13 protein-coding genes are annotated in these 18,128 nt (G+C 70.2%); 8 read left to right on the top strand and 5 right to left on the bottom strand.

What is annotated here, in order from left to right; all coding sequences use genetic code 11:
* Nucleotide 1: 1 nt before the first annotated feature.
* The 4 genes from G7Z13_RS16560 to G7Z13_RS16545 all read right to left on the bottom strand — a co-directional run bounded on the left by G7Z13_RS16560 (nt 2) and on the right by G7Z13_RS16545 (nt 4,290).
* The gene (locus G7Z13_RS16560) at nt 2-1,558 is read right to left on the bottom strand and encodes an SCO6880 family protein (RefSeq protein WP_166000148.1); all 1,557 of its coding nucleotides are present in this window, start codon (nt 1,556-1,558) and stop codon (nt 2-4) included.
* A complete protein-coding gene (locus tag G7Z13_RS16555) occupies nt 1,555-2,958 on the bottom strand; it encodes a hypothetical protein (protein WP_166000146.1) in 1,404 nt (467 codons plus the stop codon). Before G7Z13_RS16555 ends, G7Z13_RS16560 begins: the two co-directional genes overlap by 4 nt.
* On the bottom strand, nt 2,948-3,757 hold the full coding sequence (locus G7Z13_RS16550; protein WP_166000144.1) for a hypothetical protein: 810 nt from the start codon (nt 3,755-3,757) through the stop codon (nt 2,948-2,950). The genes G7Z13_RS16555 and G7Z13_RS16550 overlap by 11 nt, the downstream gene beginning before the upstream one ends.
* 224 nt (nt 3,758-3,981) lie before the next feature.
* Entirely contained in the window at nt 3,982-4,290 is a 309-nt protein-coding gene (locus G7Z13_RS16545) for a hypothetical protein (protein ID WP_004000049.1), read from the bottom strand.
* 323 nt (nt 4,291-4,613) lie between these two features.
* On the opposite strand from G7Z13_RS16545, the gene G7Z13_RS16540 reads away from it, so the two are divergent.
* The 5 genes from G7Z13_RS16540 to G7Z13_RS16520 all read left to right on the top strand — a co-directional run bounded on the left by G7Z13_RS16540 (nt 4,614) and on the right by G7Z13_RS16520 (nt 12,653).
* On the top strand, nt 4,614-5,039 hold the full coding sequence (locus G7Z13_RS16540) for a hypothetical protein (protein ID WP_166000142.1): 426 nt from the start codon (nt 4,614-4,616) through the stop codon (nt 5,037-5,039).
* Nucleotides 5,040-5,285: 246 nt separating this feature from the next.
* Nucleotides 5,286-10,007: an RHS repeat-associated core domain-containing protein gene (locus tag G7Z13_RS16535; RefSeq protein WP_166000140.1), complete on the top strand. Its 4,722-nt coding sequence runs from the start codon at nt 5,286-5,288 to the stop codon at nt 10,005-10,007.
* Nucleotides 10,008-10,046: 39 nt separating this feature from the next.
* The gene (locus tag G7Z13_RS16530; RefSeq protein WP_166000139.1) at nt 10,047-10,520 is read left to right on the top strand and encodes a hypothetical protein; all 474 of its coding nucleotides are present in this window, start codon (nt 10,047-10,049) and stop codon (nt 10,518-10,520) included.
* Nucleotides 10,521-10,687: 167 nt separating this feature from the next.
* On the top strand, nt 10,688-11,695 hold the full coding sequence (locus G7Z13_RS16525) for a bifunctional lytic transglycosylase/C40 family peptidase (protein ID WP_277347403.1): 1,008 nt from the start codon (nt 10,688-10,690) through the stop codon (nt 11,693-11,695).
* A gap of 241 nt (nt 11,696-11,936) precedes the next feature.
* Nucleotides 11,937-12,653: a phosphatase PAP2 family protein gene (locus G7Z13_RS16520; RefSeq protein WP_166000137.1), complete on the top strand. Its 717-nt coding sequence runs from the start codon at nt 11,937-11,939 to the stop codon at nt 12,651-12,653.
* Between the two features lie 162 nt (nt 12,654-12,815).
* On the opposite strand, the gene G7Z13_RS16515 is transcribed toward G7Z13_RS16520, so the two are convergent.
* The gene (locus G7Z13_RS16515) at nt 12,816-14,396 is read right to left on the bottom strand and encodes an FAD-binding oxidoreductase (protein ID WP_166000135.1); all 1,581 of its coding nucleotides are present in this window, start codon (nt 14,394-14,396) and stop codon (nt 12,816-12,818) included.
* Nucleotides 14,397-14,806: 410 nt separating this feature from the next.
* Between G7Z13_RS16515 and pstS the strand changes: the two genes are divergently transcribed.
* From pstS to pstA, 3 genes are all read left to right on the top strand, one after another.
* A complete protein-coding gene (pstS, locus tag G7Z13_RS16510; protein ID WP_166000133.1) occupies nt 14,807-15,931 on the top strand; it encodes a phosphate ABC transporter substrate-binding protein PstS in 1,125 nt (374 codons plus the stop codon).
* Nucleotides 15,932-16,058: 127 nt separating this feature from the next.
* Entirely contained in the window at nt 16,059-17,066 is a 1,008-nt protein-coding gene (pstC, locus tag G7Z13_RS16505; protein ID WP_166000132.1) for a phosphate ABC transporter permease subunit PstC, read from the top strand.
* A complete protein-coding gene (gene pstA, locus G7Z13_RS16500; protein WP_166000131.1) occupies nt 17,063-18,121 on the top strand; it encodes a phosphate ABC transporter permease PstA in 1,059 nt (352 codons plus the stop codon). The genes pstC and pstA overlap by 4 nt, the downstream gene beginning before the upstream one ends.
* The last annotated feature ends 7 nt before the right edge of the window (nt 18,122-18,128 follow it).

Below are 18,128 nucleotides of genomic sequence, written 5' to 3'. Positions count from 1 at the left end.
CCTACCTCCGAATGCCGGTGGCGAAGGGCAGCGTGTTCACAAAGGCGCGGTGGTGCTCGCGGTCACACCATTCCAGCTTCAGATACGACTTTCCGGCCGATGCCCTTATCGTGCGCTTGTCGCGGGCCAGCGCCTCGGGATTACGCGAGGAGACGGTGATGTAGCCGACGAGATTCACTCCCGCGGCGCCGCTCGCGAGGTCCTCGCCGCGCTGGTCGAGACGGTTGTGGGCGGCGATGTCGCGCGGGTCGACGGTGCGGTTCATCTTGGCGGCGCGGGACGCCTCCGCCTCGTCGTTGGTCTTCTCGGTGAGCATGCGTTCGATGGCGACCTCGGTGGGTTCGAGGTCCATCGTGACGGCGACCGTCCGGATGACGTCCGGGGTGTGGACGAGGAGCGGGGCGAGGAAGTTGACGCCGACGGGCGTCATCGGCCACTCCTTCACCCAGGCCGTGGCGTGGCACCAGGGGGCGCGGGTGGTGGACTCGCGGGTCTTGGCCTGGAGGAACGTCGGCTCCATGGCGTCCAGCTCGGCCGGCCAGGCGTTGCGCTTGGTCATCGCCTGGATGTGGTCGATGGGGTGGTCCGGGTCGTACATGGAGTGGATGAGGGAGGCGAGCCGGCTCTGGCCGAGCGGCTGGCGGACCCGGATGTCGGCCTCCTGGAGGCGGGAGCAGATGTCCGTCAGCTCCCTGGCCATGACGACGGCGAGACCGGCGTCCCGGTCGACCTTGCCGCCGTGCGGGCGGGCGGCGCGGGCCATGGCGTTGGCCTCGGCGGCCAGTTCGCGGGTGTAGTGCATGCAGGCGACGAGGTACGCGCGGTGCTGCTCGCTGCTGGTCGACACCATCGACTGGAGCTGGTCGTAGGACTGCTGGAGCCAGGCCGGTGCGCGGTCGTCGCCGCGGACCGCGACGTCCTTGGCGTGGGCGTCGGGGTCGGCGGGGAGGGTGCGGGCCAGCATCTGCAGGCGGGTGACGAAGCCGTCGCCGTTGGCGACGTGCTTGAGCAGGGTGCCGAAACGGTCCACCAGGGCTTCCTGGTCCTCCGAGTCGCGCAGGCCGACGCCGGGGCCCTCGATCTCGATGCAGGCGGTGACCGTCTTGCGGTCGGCGTGCAGGAGTACGGCGATCTCGTCCGGGCCGAAGGGCGCGGAGAGCCAGGTGATCCGGCCGATGCCGGGCGGCGGCCCGATCTCGATCTCCCGGCCGTCGAGGCGGGTGCCGGCCTCCATGGCGCCGGAGCGGTAGGTGGCGCCCTGGCGCAGGGTGCGCTTGTAGCTGCGGTTGATCTCGAACCACTTGTAGAACGTGCGGTGCTTGTACGGCACGTAGACCGCGGCCAGCGCGAGCAGCGGGAAGCCCATGAGGAGCACGATCCGCAGGGACAGGACCGGAACGAGGAGCCCGCACATCATGCCGAGGAACGCGCCCGCGATGATCAGCACGATCTCGCCGGTCTCGCGGTTGCGTCCGACGATCGCGTTCGGCCGGGCGCGGCCGATCAGATATGTACGGCGGGGCGTGACCGGATGGGACAGGTGGGACTCGGTCGTCAACGCCCTTCACCTCCCGTGCGATGGGTACTGCTGTTGCGGGTGTTGCTGGCGTGCGGGGTGTTCACCGGGCTGGACGAGCGGGGCGGCGGCGCGGCGGAGGGGACAGATCCGCCGCCACCGGTCGAGGTGCGCGTGCTGTGCGCGGCGACGCCGCCGGCGGCGGTGTTGGCCGGGCGGGCGCCGCTCATGCCGCCGGTGGGCTGGGCGCCGTTGTTGTCCGCGCGCGAGCTGTGGGTCTTGATGCCCTGGGCGACCAGGGTGGCGGGGCTGCTGATGACGGCCGCCGCCTTGCTCTCGGCGCCGGCCATGATGCGGTTGTTGCGGGAGCCGGCGATCTCGTCGCCGAAGCCGGGGACGAAGCGGTAGATCATCGCGCTGGCGAAGATGGCGAGCAGGATGATCGCGAGGCCGGAGACGACCGCGGAGAAGGCGTCCGGGCCGTCGTCGGCGGAGAGGGCGCCCGCGAGGCCGAGGACGATCACGATGACCGGCTTCACCAGGATGACGGCGATCATGATGCCCGCCCAGCGGCGGACGTGGCCCCACAGGTTCTTGTCGACCAGGCCGGCGTAGACGACGGTGCCGAGGAGGGCGCCGACGTAGAGCAGGGCGGCGCGGATGACGAGTTCCAGCCACAGGACGCCCGCGGCGAGGATGCTGACCAGGGAGACGACGATCAGCATGATCGGGCCGCCGCCGATGTCCTCGCCCTTCTCCAGGGCGGCGGAGAAGTTGCCGAAGAACGTGTCGGTCTGGTCGCCGGTGGCCTTCGCGAGGACGTCGGTGACGCCGTCGGTGGCCGAGACGACGGTGTAGAGGATCAGCGGGGTGAACGCGGAGGCCAGGACGGTCAGCCAGAGGAAGCCGATCGCCTCCGAGATCGCGGTGGCGAGGGGGACACCGCGCACCGCGCGCTTGGCTACCGCGAGCAGCCAGAGCAGCAGCGTCAGGATCGTCGACGCGGCGAAGACCACCGCGTACTGCTGGAGGAACGTCTTGTTCGTGAAGTCGACGTTCGCGGTCTCCTGCACGGCCTCGCTGAGCTTGTCGATCGTCCAGGACGCGGCGTCGGCACAGCCCTTGGCTAGGGAGGAGAGGGGGTCGAGGGTGGAGGTGGGGTCGAGGGTGTCGGTGCCCCCGGACCGGGAGCGAGCGCCTTGACCGCGTTCGCAGTAGTCCTTGGCGGGGCCGACGATGAGGTCGCAGTTGTCGTTGGAAGCGGACGGCGACGGTGACGCGGTCGGGGACGACGACGCCGAAGGAGAGGGGGTTGGGGTGGGAGTCGGGGTGGGGGACGGAGTGGGTTCCGCCGTGGCGCGGGTGGCCAGCAGGACGGCGGTGGTCTGTACGACGGTGAGGGCAGCGGCGATTCCGAGTGCGCGGCGCGGCTTACCGGGCATAAGTGAAGCCTCCGTACTCCTCGACGGCCTTGCTCATCTCATCGGCGCTGGACGCCTGGTTGTCGCCGGGAACGGGGGCGGGTCCGTCCTTTTGAGCGAAGCTCTCGACCTTCCAGTCGTTGTCGCTCCAGCGCAACTGGAGCGTCAGGGTGAACCAGTCGCTGGTGACCGGGTTGGTCGAGTCCTCCCCCGCGGTTCCGTAGACACCGGTGCACCAGACGTCCACGGTGGCGGCGGTGTCGGAGTAGCGGGTGACCTTGCTGCCGATCGGCGTTGTGCGCGAGACGTACGTGTGGCCCCGGGCCGCGTTGCCGTTCTGGTCCAGGCCGATGTTGCTCAGGAACTCCTTCGAGTAGGCCTGGTCGAACCTCTCCTCCAGCGCGGCCCGCTGGTCGGGCACGAAGAGCTGCCGGACGATCTCGGCTCGCCGGGCCGGCTTGAGGATCTCCGCCGAAACCAGCGTCACCGCATAATTCGCCGCAGCGCTCTGTGCCCCCTGTTCGTCCCGGGCGAAGCCCGCCTTCACCGGGCGGACCCCGCTCGCGGCCGTCGCCGCCGGGCGGGGCTGTTCGGGGTCCTGGGCGCCCGCGGGGGCGTCGTCGTCGCCGCGGTTCGCGAAGGCGATGGCCGCGATGAGGAGGACGACGACGCCGACGACGGTGACCAGGCTCCGCGAGGAGGAGCGGCCGGGCCGCCGGGCGCCGCCGTAGGGGTCGGAGTCGGGCAGGCGGGTGCGGGTGTGCCCGGTGCCGGCGTAGCCGCCGGAGCCCTCCGGCTGGTGTTCGTCTCCGAGACTCATGCCGCATCCGCCCCCTCGACGTCGTAGCGGAAACCCTCGTACCGGAAGAACGTGTGGAAGTACGACGGTAGCCGTGCTGGTTCCCGCGCGGGCGCGGTGTGGTGACTCGACATCAGGGAAACGCAACCTCAGCCGGTGGGCACGACGGGCGGGTGGGGTAGAGGGGACCGGGCGTGCCCGGAGCGGACTGGGCGCGCCCGCGACGGTCGGCGGCGCGCGCCGGGCTACACGGCCATGCCGTACACGATGGTGAAGAGCGTGCCGAGGGATCCGATGATGAAGACGCCCGTGAGGCCGGCGATGATGAGGCCCTTGCCCTGTTCCGCGCTGAAGGTGTCGCGCAGCGCGGTCGCGCCGATGCGCTGCTTCGCGGCGCCCCAGATGGCGATGCCCAGACAGATCAGGATGGCGACCGCCATCACCACCTCGATCATCACCTTGGCCTCGTTGCCCAGGCTGCCGAAGGGCCCCCAGTCCGGAGCGATTCCGCCGATGATGGTGTTGATGTCTCCCTTGTCGGCCGCAAAGAGCATGTAAGTCACCGCCCCTGTTGGGTAGTTCCGCAGTCCCCTGCGGTGCGCAGAGGTCAGGCCTCATTCTCGCCGACAATGACGCCCAGGTATGTCGACTTGGCGTCATTGCTTGGCAGGTTTCGTACGAATAGCTCGTATGGTCACTCTGTGTATCACGGCAGGTAACGCCGGGCAACGAGGCGAGTGCGGAACCTGTGGTGTGGTTCCGTCGTTGTGTCACTTTTGGTGCGTACACCGCCCTCTGATGGTGTGACGGGTGAACGATCGCGCCGATGTGCTGCGGGTGAGAGTCATCCGGGTGAAGGCTATCGGGGTCGTAGTCCGTGCAGCAGATGGTGGACCGGCTCGTCGGCGCCGGTCAGGGCCGTCGGCGGCGGCAGGTGGCCGGTGGTGGTGGAGCCGGCGACGCCGTGCAAGGCGGCACCGGCCAGGAGGGCGGTGCGCTAGGGGTCGTCCGGAACGATCTCGCCACGCTCCCGGGCGTCGGTGATGGGCCGGAAGAAGGTTTCCTTCGTGCGGGCGATGGCGTCGTCCAGCTGCTCGGGGTGTCCGGGTCCTGCTTGCGGGTGTACGTCAGCTCGAGCGCGGGCACTTGCGACGCACCCCGCTACGCGGCGACGACACTCCAGAGCCATGCCGCCGGCCGGGTGAGCCGGCTGGCCATGGCCCTCGGCAACCGCCCCTTCGCCCAGGACGACGCGGCGGGCGCCCTGCCGCCCACGGGGGTGGGGTTCCGCGGGCTCGGGTGAGGTCCCGGCGGGGTTCCGGGGAGTGCGCAGGGGAGGGCGTCACCTGTTCCCCTTGCCTGCGCAAGCCCGTAGTCGGATGCGTGTGTGAAGACGGTGCGGCGCGGAGGCGTTCAGCCGTGCGGGTGCAGGGTCCCTGGTCGTACACGTGACCTCGCGTCCAACTATCGTTCGAGTGGCGGTGTCGCGAGAGGTACTGCTCCGACGTGGCAGGCGAACTGATGGTGCGGTAACGGGGGTTGCGAAGTTGTGGGATACACGCTTCCGGACTGGCTGGACGAAATCCTCGACTTCATCGGGATCAACTTCCCGAACGTCGACGAGGATGACTACCGCGAAATGGCCAGGGCCATGCGGGACTTCGCGGACAAGTTCGAAAAGCACGGCGGCGAGACCCACAAGGCGGCCACGGCCATGCTCTCCTCCTCGGAGGGCTGGGCCGTGGACGCGATCGAGAAGCACTGGGGCAAGGTCAAGTCCGGGCACCTGGACAAGGTCCCCGAGCTGGCGCGGCTGTTCGCGGACGCCTGTGACGTGGTCGCGGACATCATCTTCGGGATGAAGCGGAAGGCCGAGATCGAGCTGGGCGCGATGGCGGCCTCGGTGGGCATCTCGCTCGGGCTCGCGGCCTTCACCGGCGGTCTGTCCGCGCTGCTCGGCGCCGCGGAGATCGCGGCGATGAGGCAACTGGTCAAGAAGATCGTCGACGAGGCCGCCGACCGGGTGGTCGAGGAGCTGATCGCGCGGGTCACGGAACCGGTCAACGCCAAGCTGGAGGCGATGGTCGAGGACGCGGTCCTCGACCTCGCCGAAGGAGCGTTCACGATGCCGCCCGCCGGTTCCGGCGGCGATGGCGCCGGAGGCGACGGGCACGGACGCGGTCACGACGGGATGCAGCTGGCCTCCGCCGGCGGCGGTACGGGGGGTGACGCCCCGGGCGGCGGAGCGGGCAAGAAGACCCGTATCGACCATGTCTCGTTCGAGGACGGTTCCCGCAAGATCTCGCTGCACGGCGGCGACCTGAACCTCAACTCCTCGGCGGGACTGACCCGCGCGAGAACCGCCTTCGGGCGAACGAAGGGCAAGGACCCGTTCACGCAGGCCTTCGAGTCGATCCTGCACGGCGCGCTCGACGGCACCGAGAAGGCCCTGAAGAAGATCTCCAAGCATGTGACGGAGACCGTGCCCGAGCGGGTGAAGGCCGCCTCCCGGCTCGAGAAGAACAAGGATCTGGACGTCCGGGACCGGCTCAACGCGATCGCGGGCGGCAAGAAGGACGGTGACGCAGGCGGTGGTCACGCACGCCCGGCCGGCGGTGCCGGCCGGCGGGTGCCCGAGTCGCTGCGCACCGCGCTGGACAACGTCCGCCAGAGAGCTATCGCCCTGGCGCAGCGGCGCTGCAAGAGCGACCCGGTCGACGTGGCGAGCGGGGAGATGGTCCTCTCTCAGACGGACCTGGTCCTGCCGGGTGTGCTGCCCCTGGTGCTGCGGCGTACCCATATATCCGGCTATCGCTTCGGCCACTGCTTCGGGGCGAGCTGGGCCTCCACGCTCGACGAGCGGCTGGAACTGACGGGCGGCGGCGCGATCTGGGCGCGCGAGGACGGGTCCCTGCTCCAGTACCCCAGACTGCCGCTCGAGGAGGGCGACGAGGTGCTTCCGCTGGAGGGCGAGCGCATCCCGCTGACCTACGTGGAAAGGTCGGCCCTGGGGGACGTGACGTACGCCACGTCCGACGTCCGCTCCGGTCTGACCCGCCGCTTCACCGGCAGCCCCTACTCCTCCGGCAGCCTGTACTGGCTGACCGACATGGAGGACCGCAACGGCAACGGCCTCCGAATCGCCCGCGATGACGAGGGCATCCCCACGGCGGTCCTGCACGACGGCGGCTACCGGGTACGGGTCACCTCGGACCCGGAGCTGGGCCGGGTCACCGCCCTCGAGGTGCGGACACCGGACGGCCCGGTCCGCGTCGCCTCATTCGGGTACGACGGCCCCGGCCGCGATCTGGTGGCGGTCTCGGGTTCCCGGGGGGTGCCGCTGCGGTTCACCTACGACGACGCACACCGCGTGACGTCCTGGACCGACCGCAACGGCCACACCTACGGTTATGTCTACGACGTGGCCGGCCGGGTCGTGGAGACGATCGGTCCCGACGGCGCGCTGTCCTCGCGGTTCACCTACGACCGCGCCGCCCGCGAGACCCGTTTCACCGACTCGACCGGCGCGGTCACCGTCACCCGCCTCAACGAGCTGGGCCAGACGATCAGCGAGACCGACCCGCTCGGCAACACGGTCCACTTCGCGTGGGACCGCTACGACAACCTGCTGTCGCGCACCGACGAACTGGGGCACACCGCCCGGTTCACCTACGACGACGCGGGCAACCTGCTGACGGTGCGGTACCCGGACGGGCGGCAGGCGTCGACCACGTACAACGAGCTGCACCTGCCGGAGACGGTGACCGGCCCGGACGGCACCGTGTGGCGCAACGTCTTCGACGAGCGGGGCAACCGGACCGCCGTCGTCGCACCGGACGGCACCTCGACCACCTTCACCCATGACGCCACGGGCGCCCTGGCGACGGTCACGTTCCCGACCGGCGAGACGGAGACGCGCGTCAACGACGAGGCGGGCCTGGTCCTGTCGGTCACGGACGGGCACGGCGCCACCTACACGGTCCGCCGCGATGCGTTCGGCCGGCCCCGCGAGTCCGTCGACCCCGCCGGCTCCGTGACCCGCCTGGAGTGGACGGCGGACGGCTGGCTCACCCGGCGGACGGCACCCGACGGGTCGGCCGAGCAGTGGACGTACGACGAGGAAGGCAACTGCCTCAGCCACACCGACCCGCTGGGCGGTGTCACGCGTTTCGCGTACACGTCGTTCGACCTGCTCGCCGCCCGCACCGGTAAGGACGGGGCCCGGTACGAGTTCGGGTACGACACCGAGCTGCGCCTCACCGAGGTGCGCAACCCGCAGGGCAGAACGTGGCGGTACCGGTATGGTCCGTCCGGGCTGACCGAGTCCGAGACCGACTTCGACGGGCGCACCACGCGCTACGAGTACGACGCCGCCCGCCGCCTCGTCGCCCGGACGACTCCCCTCGGACAGCGCATCGGCTTCACGTTCGACGCCGTGGGCAACGTCGTGGAGAAGGACGCCGACGGCATGGTCACCCGCTACTCCTACGACAGCGGTGACCGGCTCGTCGCCGCGGTCTCGCCGGTTTCCTCGCTCAGCGTGGAGCGCGACACCATGGGGCGGCTGCTCGCGGAGACGGTCGACGGACGCAGCATGCGGTTCGGCTACGACTCGCACGGCGAACTGGTCTCGCGTACGACCCCGACCGGCGCCGTCAGCTCGTACGCGTACGACACCGCGGGCAACCGCGTGCGGGTGGACTGTGCGGGGCACGCGCTCCGCTTCACCCGGGACGAGCTGGGCCGTGAGACGCGGCGCACACTGGGCCCCGAGCAGGCGCCGGTGACCCTGGCCTCGCGGTGGGACACGCTCGGCCGGCTTTCGGCACGGTCACTGACCACGGCCCGCGGGACACTGCGGAATCGTTTCTACGAGTACCGCGCCGACGGTTTCCTCACCGGCGTCACGGACCGGGCGGCGGGGACGCAGTGGCGGTTCGAACTCGACCCGGTGGGCCGCCCGCTCGGCGTCACCGCCGACGACTGGTCGGAGCGCTACGCCTACGACGCCATCGGCAACCAGACCGACGCCCACTGGCCCGACCGGGCCCGGCACGCCGAGAGCCGCGGCCCGCGGACCTACGACGGCACCCGGCTGCTCGGCTCGGACGGGGTGCGCTACGAGTACGACGCCGCTGGACGGGTCGTCCTGCGGCAGAAGCGGCGGCTGTCCCGCAAGCCCGACACCTGGCGCTACACGTGGGACGCCGAGGATCGCCTCGTCTCCTGCACCACCCCCGACGGCACCGAGTGGCGCTACACCTACGACGCGCTGGGCCGCCGTACCGCCAAGCACCGCATGTCCCCGGACGGGCGGACGGTCGTCTCGACGGTCCGCTTCGCCTGGGAGGGCACCCAGCCGGCCGAGGAGACCGACACGGCCACGGGGGTCACGCTCACCTGGGAATACGAGGGCCACCAGCCGATGGCCCAGCTGGAGCGCCGGCTGCCGGCCGACGGTGACCAGCGCGAGGTGGACACCCGGTTCTTCGCCATCGTCACCGACGTCATAGGAACGCCCACCGAACTCGTCGGCGAAGAGGGCGACATCGCCTGGCACAAGCGCTCCACGGTCTGGGGCATCACGACCCGCAACCGTGACGCCCGTGCCCACACGCCGCTGCGCTTCCCCGGTCAGTACGCGGACCCGGAGACGGGCCTGCACTACAACCTCAACCGGCACTATGACCCCGAGACGGGCCGCTACGTGTCCTCGGACCCCCTGGGTCTCGTCCCGGCCCCCAACCCGGCCGCGTACGTGGTCAACCCCTTCACCTGGATGGACCCGGAGGGGCTGATCGCGAAGGGATGCACGCAGATCGCCGGCTGGTACGGCGGACTGCTGCCCGCGAACCTGATGGCGAATGGCAAGCCCTACCCACAGAAGATGGAGGTCAACCACATCCCGCCGAAGGCGGCGTGGAAAGACGTCATCGAGCCGGGCTTCTACATCGCGAACAAGCCGCACCGGAAGCAGAAGGTCAACAACGGCCCGGCGATCCGCATGGAGAAGGCGGACCACGCTCAGCTCAACAGCACGGGGTCCAGTACCACGGCGGCCAACTGGCACGCCACGCAGAGGGCACTGATCAACCAGGGGCGCATCACCGAGGCGATGCGCATGGACATCGACGACATCAAGACGAAGTTCCCCGAGAAGTACGACCAGCACATCAAGGAGATGGTGGAGAGCCTGAAGCACAACAAGCCACTCCAGGACATGCTCGCCAAGCGAGGGTGGACGATCGACGAAGCAGCTCTGTTGGCATGATGCCGACGAAGCAACAGGCCGTGAGAGGGAGACAGAAGGATGGACGTCGAACTGGTGCCGCACGTCGGCGTCGCAGCGTTCCGGCTTGGTATGCCGTTCGACGATGCGATGGCCGAGGCTCGGACGTGGGGACGTGTCGAGCACTCCCCTGAAGGGGGGCGCCCGCCGGGCAAGTACGTCGTCGTCAACGAGACGTACCAATTCGAGTTCGTCCTCCTCTTCGAAGCGGAGGACAAGGAAGAGCTGACCGGGATCGAGGTGTGGCGGTTCCGTGACGAGGCCGCCGACATCCGTTTCCTCCTGGAGGGCATCGACGTCTTCCGCACGCCGGCGGACGACCTGCCGGAGATCCTGGAGGAACGCGGGCACCAGGTCGTCGAGAGCGACTACGGGTTCGAGGAGGTCACGGACCTCGGCCTGCGCTTCGCGAACAACAGCAGCTTCGACTACCCCGTGGACGAGGAGGGGGACCCTCTGTACTACGACTACGTTCTCGTCACGGACCTGACCTGACCTGACCCGAACGGCGGGGTACGTGGTTCACGGGGGTCGCACGAAAGGGATGCTCGCCGACCAGAGCAGCCACGACCGGATCCGAGACGCCGGCGAGCGGGAGCGTCCCCTCGTGGGAGGTGCGCATCTACACTGGCGGCGGCGTACTCCCGGACGGTGAGGGGCGGTTGACGGTGCGTAAGGCGTGGGTCGTGGGCACTGCTGTGGTCGGTGGGTCGCTCGCCTTCGTGATGCTGCTCGTGGTCGGCGTGTACGTGGTCGCCGGCAACCTGGTCAACGGGATGCGCGGCGGGAGCAGGACGCTGGCCAAGGGATCGGTGCCCGCCGCGTACCGGCCGCTGGTGGAGAAGTGGGGCAACCTCTGCTCCGCCATCAACCCCGCGCTGCTCGCCGCGCAGCTGTACCAGGAGAGCGGGTTCAACCCGAACGCCAAGAGCCCGGCCGCCGCGCAGGGGATAGCGCAGTTCATCCCGGGGACGTGGGCCTCGCACGGGATCGACGGCGACGGGGACGGCGACCGGGACGTCTGGGACCCGAATGACGCGATTCCATCGGCCGCCAAGTACGACTGCACGCTGGCCAAGTACGTCAAGGACGTGCCCGGCGACCCCACCGCGAACATGCTCGCCGCCTACAACGCGGGGGCCTACGCGGTGATCAAGTACAAGGGCGTGCCGCCGTACCGGGAGACCCGGAACTACGTCAAGACGATCACCACGCTGGAGGAGAGCTTCGCCGCCCCCCAGACCCGGCTCGACCCCTCCAAGCAGGCCGCCGGGGCCATCCACTACGCCCAGAAGAAGCTCGGCACGCCCTATCTCTGGGGCGGCAACGGCACGCCTGAGCAGGGCGGACGGTTCGACTGCTCGGGTCTGACCAAGGCGGCGTACGAGAGCGTGGGGATCACGCTGCCCCGGGTGGCGAACGATCAGTACAACGCGGGGCCGCACCCGTCGCGGGACGAGCTGCTCCCCGGCGATCTGGTGTTCTTCTCGCCCGACCCGACCAACTCGCGGGCCATCGACCACGTCGGGATCTACGTGGGGGGCGGGTACATGATCGACGCGCCCTACACGGGGGCCGTGATCCGGTTCGACCCGATCGACACGAAGAAGTACTTCGGGGCGACGCGGGTCACCGAAGATGGCGCAAAAGCGTTGCCCACGACCGCCTGACGGGGCCGGAACGGCGTGTGAACCCCACCCCTGAGCTGCGGCGATGTATCTCTCTTCGATAACGTCTGCGTGATCATTCAGTGGAATGTGGAACGTAGGAACCGGGATCGTGCGTTCCTGTTGACGTAGCCGATTGACCTAGCCCGAAGACCTAGCCGATCGCTCTACGTACCACGGGGGTGGCAGGACGGCGCGCGACAAGAGCGCGCCGGTGAGATGACGACGAAGGGGCCGCTGCACCATGGCTGGACTCGCGCAATCAGGGTCGAACCCCGACGTCGAGCTGCTCTACGACATCAATGGCCTGGCCAAGGACGCGCCGCACTGGTTCGACCGGGTCATGGAGTACGTCGGCGAGTACGGACTGCTGCTCGCCATGGTGCTCCTCGTGCTGTGGTGCTGGTGGACGGGTCGGCGCCGGGCACAGTCCGCGGAGGACGCGGCCTCCTCGGTCGCCGCGCTGGTGTGGGCGCCGCTCGCGGCCGGTGTCGCCGTGCTGGTGAACGTGCCGATACGCGGGTTCGTCGAACGGCCCCGGCCGTTCCTGGAGCACGAGGGCCTCGACGTCCTCGTGTCCGGCAAGACGGACTACTCCTTCGTCAGCGATCACGCGACCATCACCATGGCCATGGCCGTCGGGCTCTTCGTCGCCAACCGCAAGTTCGGCCTCGTCGGACTCGTGCTCGCCCTGCTCGAAGGGTTCTGCCGGGTCTACATGGGTGTGCACTACCCGACCGACGTCATCGGCGGCCTCGCGCTCGGCACCGCCGTCGCGCTGCTGCTCTCGCCCGTCGCCATGGCGCTCCTCACGCCTGTCGCGCGGGCGATGGAGCGGTCGCCGCGCGTGGGGTGGCTGATCTGGAAGCGGCCGTCCGGGGGGAGCCGGGACGCGATGATCCCGGGCGCCCGGCGGGAGGCCGCCGGCAGGCAGAGCGAGGAGCGGGATCTGGCCGCCTGAGCGGCCGGGCGAGGCCGGGCCACGGCGACTGCGCGGCGCTTCCCCGTCCAGTGGCTCTCCCGTGAGGCGCCTCCCCCGTGAGGCGCCTCCTCCGTCGGGTGCCCGTCGGGTGCCCGTCGGGTGCCTCCCGCGTCCCGGCGCCCCACCTCCCAGCGCCCCGCCTCACAGCGCCTGCGGATACGTGAACACCCGGCCCGGGTCGTACGTCCGCTTCAGCTTCGTCAGGCGTGGGGCCGCGTCGCCGTAGTACGCCGTGCGCCAGTTCGTCAGGGCCGCGTCCGTGTAGTTCTGGTAGGCCGCGCCCGAGGCGTGCGGGCGCATCGCGTGGTGCGTGGAATCCAGCCAGGCGCGGGCGGTGGAGCCGGTGGTGCCCGTGCGCCAGGAGACGAGGTACTGGGCGAGCATCCGGGAGCGGCGGTGGACGAACGCCGTCGCCGTGGGCGGGACGCGGTTGATCGCGCCGCCCAGCGCGGTGAGCGCGATGCTGCCCGCGCCGCCCCGCACGTCCTTGATGCGGGTGAGCAGGGTCTGGACGCCCGCCGTGGACAGGGAGTGGTCGAAGAAGTCGGAGCGGGCCGCGTAGGTCTCCCGGGCCAGTGCGCCCTGGGGCGAGCGGCCCGGCGTGGTGCCGGGCAGGTGGCACTGGGCGTCGCTGGAGAAGGAGGCGCAGCCGGCGTAGACCTCCATGGCCTCCTCGTAGGAGCGGCGGCGCAGCGAGACGCTGCTCGCGGGCGCGCCGACGCGGGCGGCCAGGCGGTCGACCGCGTTCTGCAGTCCGCCGTACGTGCCGAGGGAGAAGGCCGCGACGGAGACCTTCGGGGCGCCGCCGGCCGAGCAGGCCAGGTGGAGCGAGGACCAGATCTCGTCCGGCTGGTCCGGGCCCCACTCCTGCCAGGCCTTCACCACGGCCGCCGCCTTCGCCCACGGCCAGGACAGGTACGCCGTGACCGCCTGCGGGGCGGGGTGGGTGCGGAAGTGGAGTTCGGTGACGACGCCGAAGTTGCCGTTGCCCGCGCCGCGCAGGGCCCAGAAGAGGTCCTTGTGGTGGGTGGCGTCGGCGGTGATCTGCTTGCCGTCGGCCGTGACGAGGGTGGCGGCCGTGAGGCTGTCGCAGGTCAGGCCGTACGCCCGGGAGACCACGCCGTGTCCGCCGCCGAGGACCAGACCGGAGACGCCGACCGTGGGGCACGAGCCGGCCGGGACGGTGACGCCCTTCGCGGCCAGCGCGCGGTAGACGTCGATCAGCTTGGCGCCGGCGCCGACCACGGCGGAAGTCCCGCTCGCCCGCACCCGGTTCAGCCGGGAGACGTCGATGATCAGGCGGTTGTTGCCGGAGGACCAGCCCGCGTAGGAGTGGCCGCCGTTGCGGATGGCGACGCGCAGTTCGTGGGCGCGGGCGTAGGCGAGGGTGGTGGTGATGTCGTCGGCGTGGGCGACGTAGGCGACGGCGGCGGGCTTCAGGGCGTCGAAGCGGGTGTTGTAGAGCTGGCGGGCGGTGGCCCAGGCGGCGTCGCCGGGGCGGATCAGGGCGCCGTCGAGGTCGCGGGCGAGGGCGCCCCACTCGGCGGAGGCCCGGGTGGCGGCGCTGGTCGTGGCCGTCCGGGTGCCGGCGGCTGTACCCGTGCCGGTGCCGGTCGCGGTGGCCGTCGCCTGGGCGCGGCCGGTGCCGCCGCCGCAGGCCGCCACGGAGACCGCCGTCGCGAGCGCGGCCGTGCCGCCGCCGATGAACGTACGCCGTTCCATGTGCTGCCTGCCTTCGCCCGACGGGTGCTCTCAGGGAACGAGACGGGGTCTGCGGGCGGCGGGTTCCCTACCCGATCGGGTACTCCCGCTGTGCACGGAAAGTGGTGTACTTTCCACGCAAATGCTCCATTTGCTCGCTCTTGGGAGTCAGCGGTGCCGACAGCCGTGCAGGCCGGGGCCGGGACCTCCACGTGTTCTCCCTGTAAGCATTCCGTGACCTAACCGCACCGTCCGCAGGGGTTCACCCCCCGTTCACTTCCGGCCATAGGCGGCTTCACCTGATCTGCCTAATTTCGGCCTTGCTGACGACGAGCGCGCCCGGATGCCACGTCCGCCCTCGCGCCGTCTCACCCGCACTTCTCGCACGCCGCCGGATTCAGGACGGCGGCTCCCGGAAGGAACTCCCGAAAGTGAAGCTTCAGCGCAAGAACCGGCGGGCCCTCACCCTCGGTGCTCTCGCCGTCTCCGGCGCCCTGGCCCTCACGGCGTGCGGCTCCGACGACCCCGGCACCAGTGCCGACCCGACGGGCGGTACGCAGGCGGCCGGCTCGATCAAGTGTGACGACGCCCAGGGCCAGCTGCTGGCCGACGGCTCTTCGGCGCAGAAGAACGCGATCGACGCCTGGGTGAAGCAGTTCACCCAGCAGTGCAAGGGCGTGCAGGTCAACTACAAGGGCGGCGGCTCCGGCGCCGGCGTCACCGCCTTCACGCAGGGCACGGTCGCCTTCGCCGGCTCCGACTCCGCGCTGGACTCCGAGGAGATCGCGGCCTCCAAGAAGGTCTGCTCCGGCGGCCAGGGCATCGACCTGCCGATGGTCGGCGGCCCGATCGCCGTCGGCTACAACGTGCCGGGTGTCGACAAGCTGGTCCTCGACGCGGCCACCATCGCCAAGATCTTCGACAGCAAGATCAGCAACTGGAACGACCCGGCGATCAAGAAGCTGAACCCCGACGCCAAGCTGCCCGACCTCAAGATCCAGGCGTTCCACCGCTCGGACGAGTCCGGCACCACGGACAACTTCACCAAGTACCTGATCGCCGCCACCCCGGAGAACTGGAAGTACGAGGGCGGCAAGGCCTGGCAGGCCAAGGGCGGCCAGTCCGCCGCGGGCTCCTCCGGTGTCGCCCAGCAGGTCAAGCAGACCGCCGGCGCCATCAGCTACATGGAGCTGTCGTACGCCAAGGACGGCATCAAGGCCGCCGCCATCGACACGGGCGCCGGCGAGCCGGTCGAGGCCACCGTCGAGAACGCCACCAAGGCCATCGCGGACGCCAAGGTCGTGGGCACCGGCAAGGACCTCGCCCTGGAGCTGAACTACGCCACCAAGGCCGAGGGCGCCTACCCGATCACCCTCGTCACCTACGAGATCGTCTGCGACAAGGGCAACAAGCAGGAGACCCTGCCCGCCACCAAGGCCTTCCTGCGCTACATCGCCAGCGAGGACGGCCAGAAGGTCCTCGCCGCCAACGACTACGCGCCGATGCCCGCGGACATCATCGCCAAGGTCCGCACCACCATCGAAGAGCTGAGCTGACCCGAGTGCGGTCCGGTCCCGAGCGGGACCGGACCGCACCGTCCGGTGCACCGCCGCCCGGAGCAGCGCCCCGCGCACGCTCCACCGAGCCGCCCGCCGAGCGCGGCTCCGCAGACCGGAGACCCCGATGGACATAACGACAGCACCCACCGACGCACCTCCCCCCAGCCCACAGCCCACCCTGCCCGAGCAGAAGCGCGCGGCCCGCGGCGCCACCCGGCCCGGCGACCGCATCTTCCTGGGCCTGTCCCGCGGCTCGGGCATCCTGCTCCTGGCGATCATGGCCGCCATCGCGGTCTTCCTCAGCTGGCGGGCCGCCCTCGCGATCAGCGAGAACGAGGGCGACTTCCTCACCACCTTCGAGTGGAACACCAGCGCCCAGCCGCCGGTCTTCGGCATCGCGGTCCTGGCCTACGGCACGATCGTGTCCTCGGTCATCGCCATGGTCATCGCGGTCCCGATCGCCGTCGCCATCGCGCTGTTCCTCACCCACTACGCCCCCCGCCGGCTGAGCGGCCCGATCGCCTACGTGATCGACCTGCTCGCCGCCGTGCCGTCCATCGTGTACGGCCTGTGGGGCGCCCTGATCCTCGTCCCGCACATGGACGGCCTGTTCGGCTGGCTGGACGACTACCTCGGCTGGACCGGCGTCTTCGACTGGGAGGGCGGCGCCCCCCGCTCGATGCTCACCGTCGGCATCCTGCTGGCGATCATGATCCTGCCGATCATCACCAACGTCAGCCGCGAGGTCTTCCGGCAGGTCCCGCAGATGCACGAGGAGGCGGCCCTGGCCCTCGGCGCCACGCGCTGGGAGGTCATCCGCATGGCGGTGCTGCCGTTCGGCCGCTCCGGCGTGATCTCGGCCTCGATGCTCGGCCTCGGCCGCGCGCTCGGCGAGACCATGGCCGTCGCCACCGTCCTGTCGCCGGACTTCCTGATCCACGCCAGCCTGCTCAACCCGGGCGGCGGCACCTTCGCCCAGAACATCGCCAGCAAGTTCGGCGAGGCGACGGAGTTCGGCCGCGACGCGCTCATCGCCTCCGGTCTGGTCCTGTTCGTCATCACGCTGCTGGTCAACGGCGCGGCCCGCGCGATCATCGCCCGCCGCAAGGAGTACTCGGGGGCCAACGCATGAGCACCACGACCGCCGTCAAGCGCCCCAGCACGCTCCAGGGCGCCCGTCTGCCGAAGTGGTCCCCCTGGGCGATCGCCGCTGGCTCCGTCGCGGTGTCCGTCGGCGGCGGCCTCGCCGTCGGGATGGAGAGCCGGATCCAGTGGGGTCTGATCGCCGCGATCCTGTTCGTCCTCGGTACGTACGTCATCGCGGCGCGCGTCGAGGGCGGCCGTCAGGCCAAGGACCGCATCGCGACCTCGCTGGTCTGGGTCGCCTTCCTGCTCGCCGTGGTGCCGTTGGTCTCCCTGGTGTGGACGACCGTCTCGCGCGGTGTGAAGGTCCTCGACGGCTACTTCCTGACCCACTCCATGGGCCTCATCGCCGACTCCGAGCCGGGCGGCGGCATCTATCACGCCATCATCGGCACGCTGGAGCAGGTCGGCCTCGCCACCCTGATCGCCGCGCCGATCGGCGTGCTCACCGCGATCTACCTGGTGGAGTACGGGCGCGGCAACCTCGCCCGGGCCGTCACCTTCTTCGTCGACGTGATGACCGGTATCCCCTCGATCGTCGCCGGTCTGTTCATCCTCAGCCTGCTGCTGATCTTCGACATGGGCTTCTCCGGCTTCGCCGGCGCGCTGGCCCTGGCGATCCTGATGATGCCGGTGGTCGTCCGCTCAACCGAGGAGATGCTGAAGCTCGTCCCGAACGAGCTGCGGGAGGCCTCCCTGGCGCTCGGTGTGCCGAAGTGGCGGACCATCCTGAAGGTCGTCCTGCCGACCGCGGTCGGCGGCATCACCACGGGCATCATGCTCTCGGTCGCCCGCATCGCCGGTGAGACGGCGCCCGTGCTGCTGCTGGTGTTCGGCAACCCGTTCATCAACAACAACCCCTTCGAGGGCCCGCAGGCGTCGCTGCCGCTCTACATCTACCAGCAGTACTCGCAGAGCGCGGGCTCGCCCGCGGCCTACGACCGTGCCTGGGCGGCGTCGCTGACGCTGATCGCCTTCGTGATGATCCTGAACCTGGTGGCCCGCGGCATCGCCCGCTGGAAGGCCCCGAAGACCGGTCGCTGACGCGGCC

The organism is Streptomyces sp. JB150, assembly GCF_011193355.1.
GTDB lineage: Bacteria > Actinomycetota > Actinomycetes > Streptomycetales > Streptomycetaceae > Streptomyces.
Note: the sequence above shows the minus strand (reverse complement) of the source record. Positions and strands in the feature narration are given on the sequence as shown.

Excerpts from the sequence above, each read along its gene's own strand:
- G7Z13_RS16555 (WP_166000146.1), bottom strand. The coding sequence starts at position 2,958 with ATGCCCGGTAAGCCGCGCCGCGCACTCGGAATCGCCGCTGCCCTCACC.
- G7Z13_RS16550 (WP_166000144.1), bottom strand. The coding sequence starts at position 3,757 with ATGAGTCTCGGAGACGAACACCAGCCGGAGGGCTCCGGCGGCTACGCC.
- G7Z13_RS16545 (WP_004000049.1), bottom strand. The coding sequence starts at position 4,290 with ATGCTCTTTGCGGCCGACAAGGGAGACATCAACACCATCATCGGCGGA.
- G7Z13_RS16530 (WP_166000139.1), top strand. The coding sequence starts at position 10,047 with ATGGACGTCGAACTGGTGCCGCACGTCGGCGTCGCAGCGTTCCGGCTT.
- G7Z13_RS16520 (WP_166000137.1), top strand. The coding sequence starts at position 11,937 with ATGGCTGGACTCGCGCAATCAGGGTCGAACCCCGACGTCGAGCTGCTC.
- G7Z13_RS16515 (WP_166000135.1), bottom strand. The coding sequence starts at position 14,396 with ATGGAACGGCGTACGTTCATCGGCGGCGGCACGGCCGCGCTCGCGACG.
- pstC (WP_166000132.1), top strand. The coding sequence starts at position 16,059 with ATGGACATAACGACAGCACCCACCGACGCACCTCCCCCCAGCCCACAG.
- pstA (WP_166000131.1), top strand. The coding sequence starts at position 17,063 with ATGAGCACCACGACCGCCGTCAAGCGCCCCAGCACGCTCCAGGGCGCC.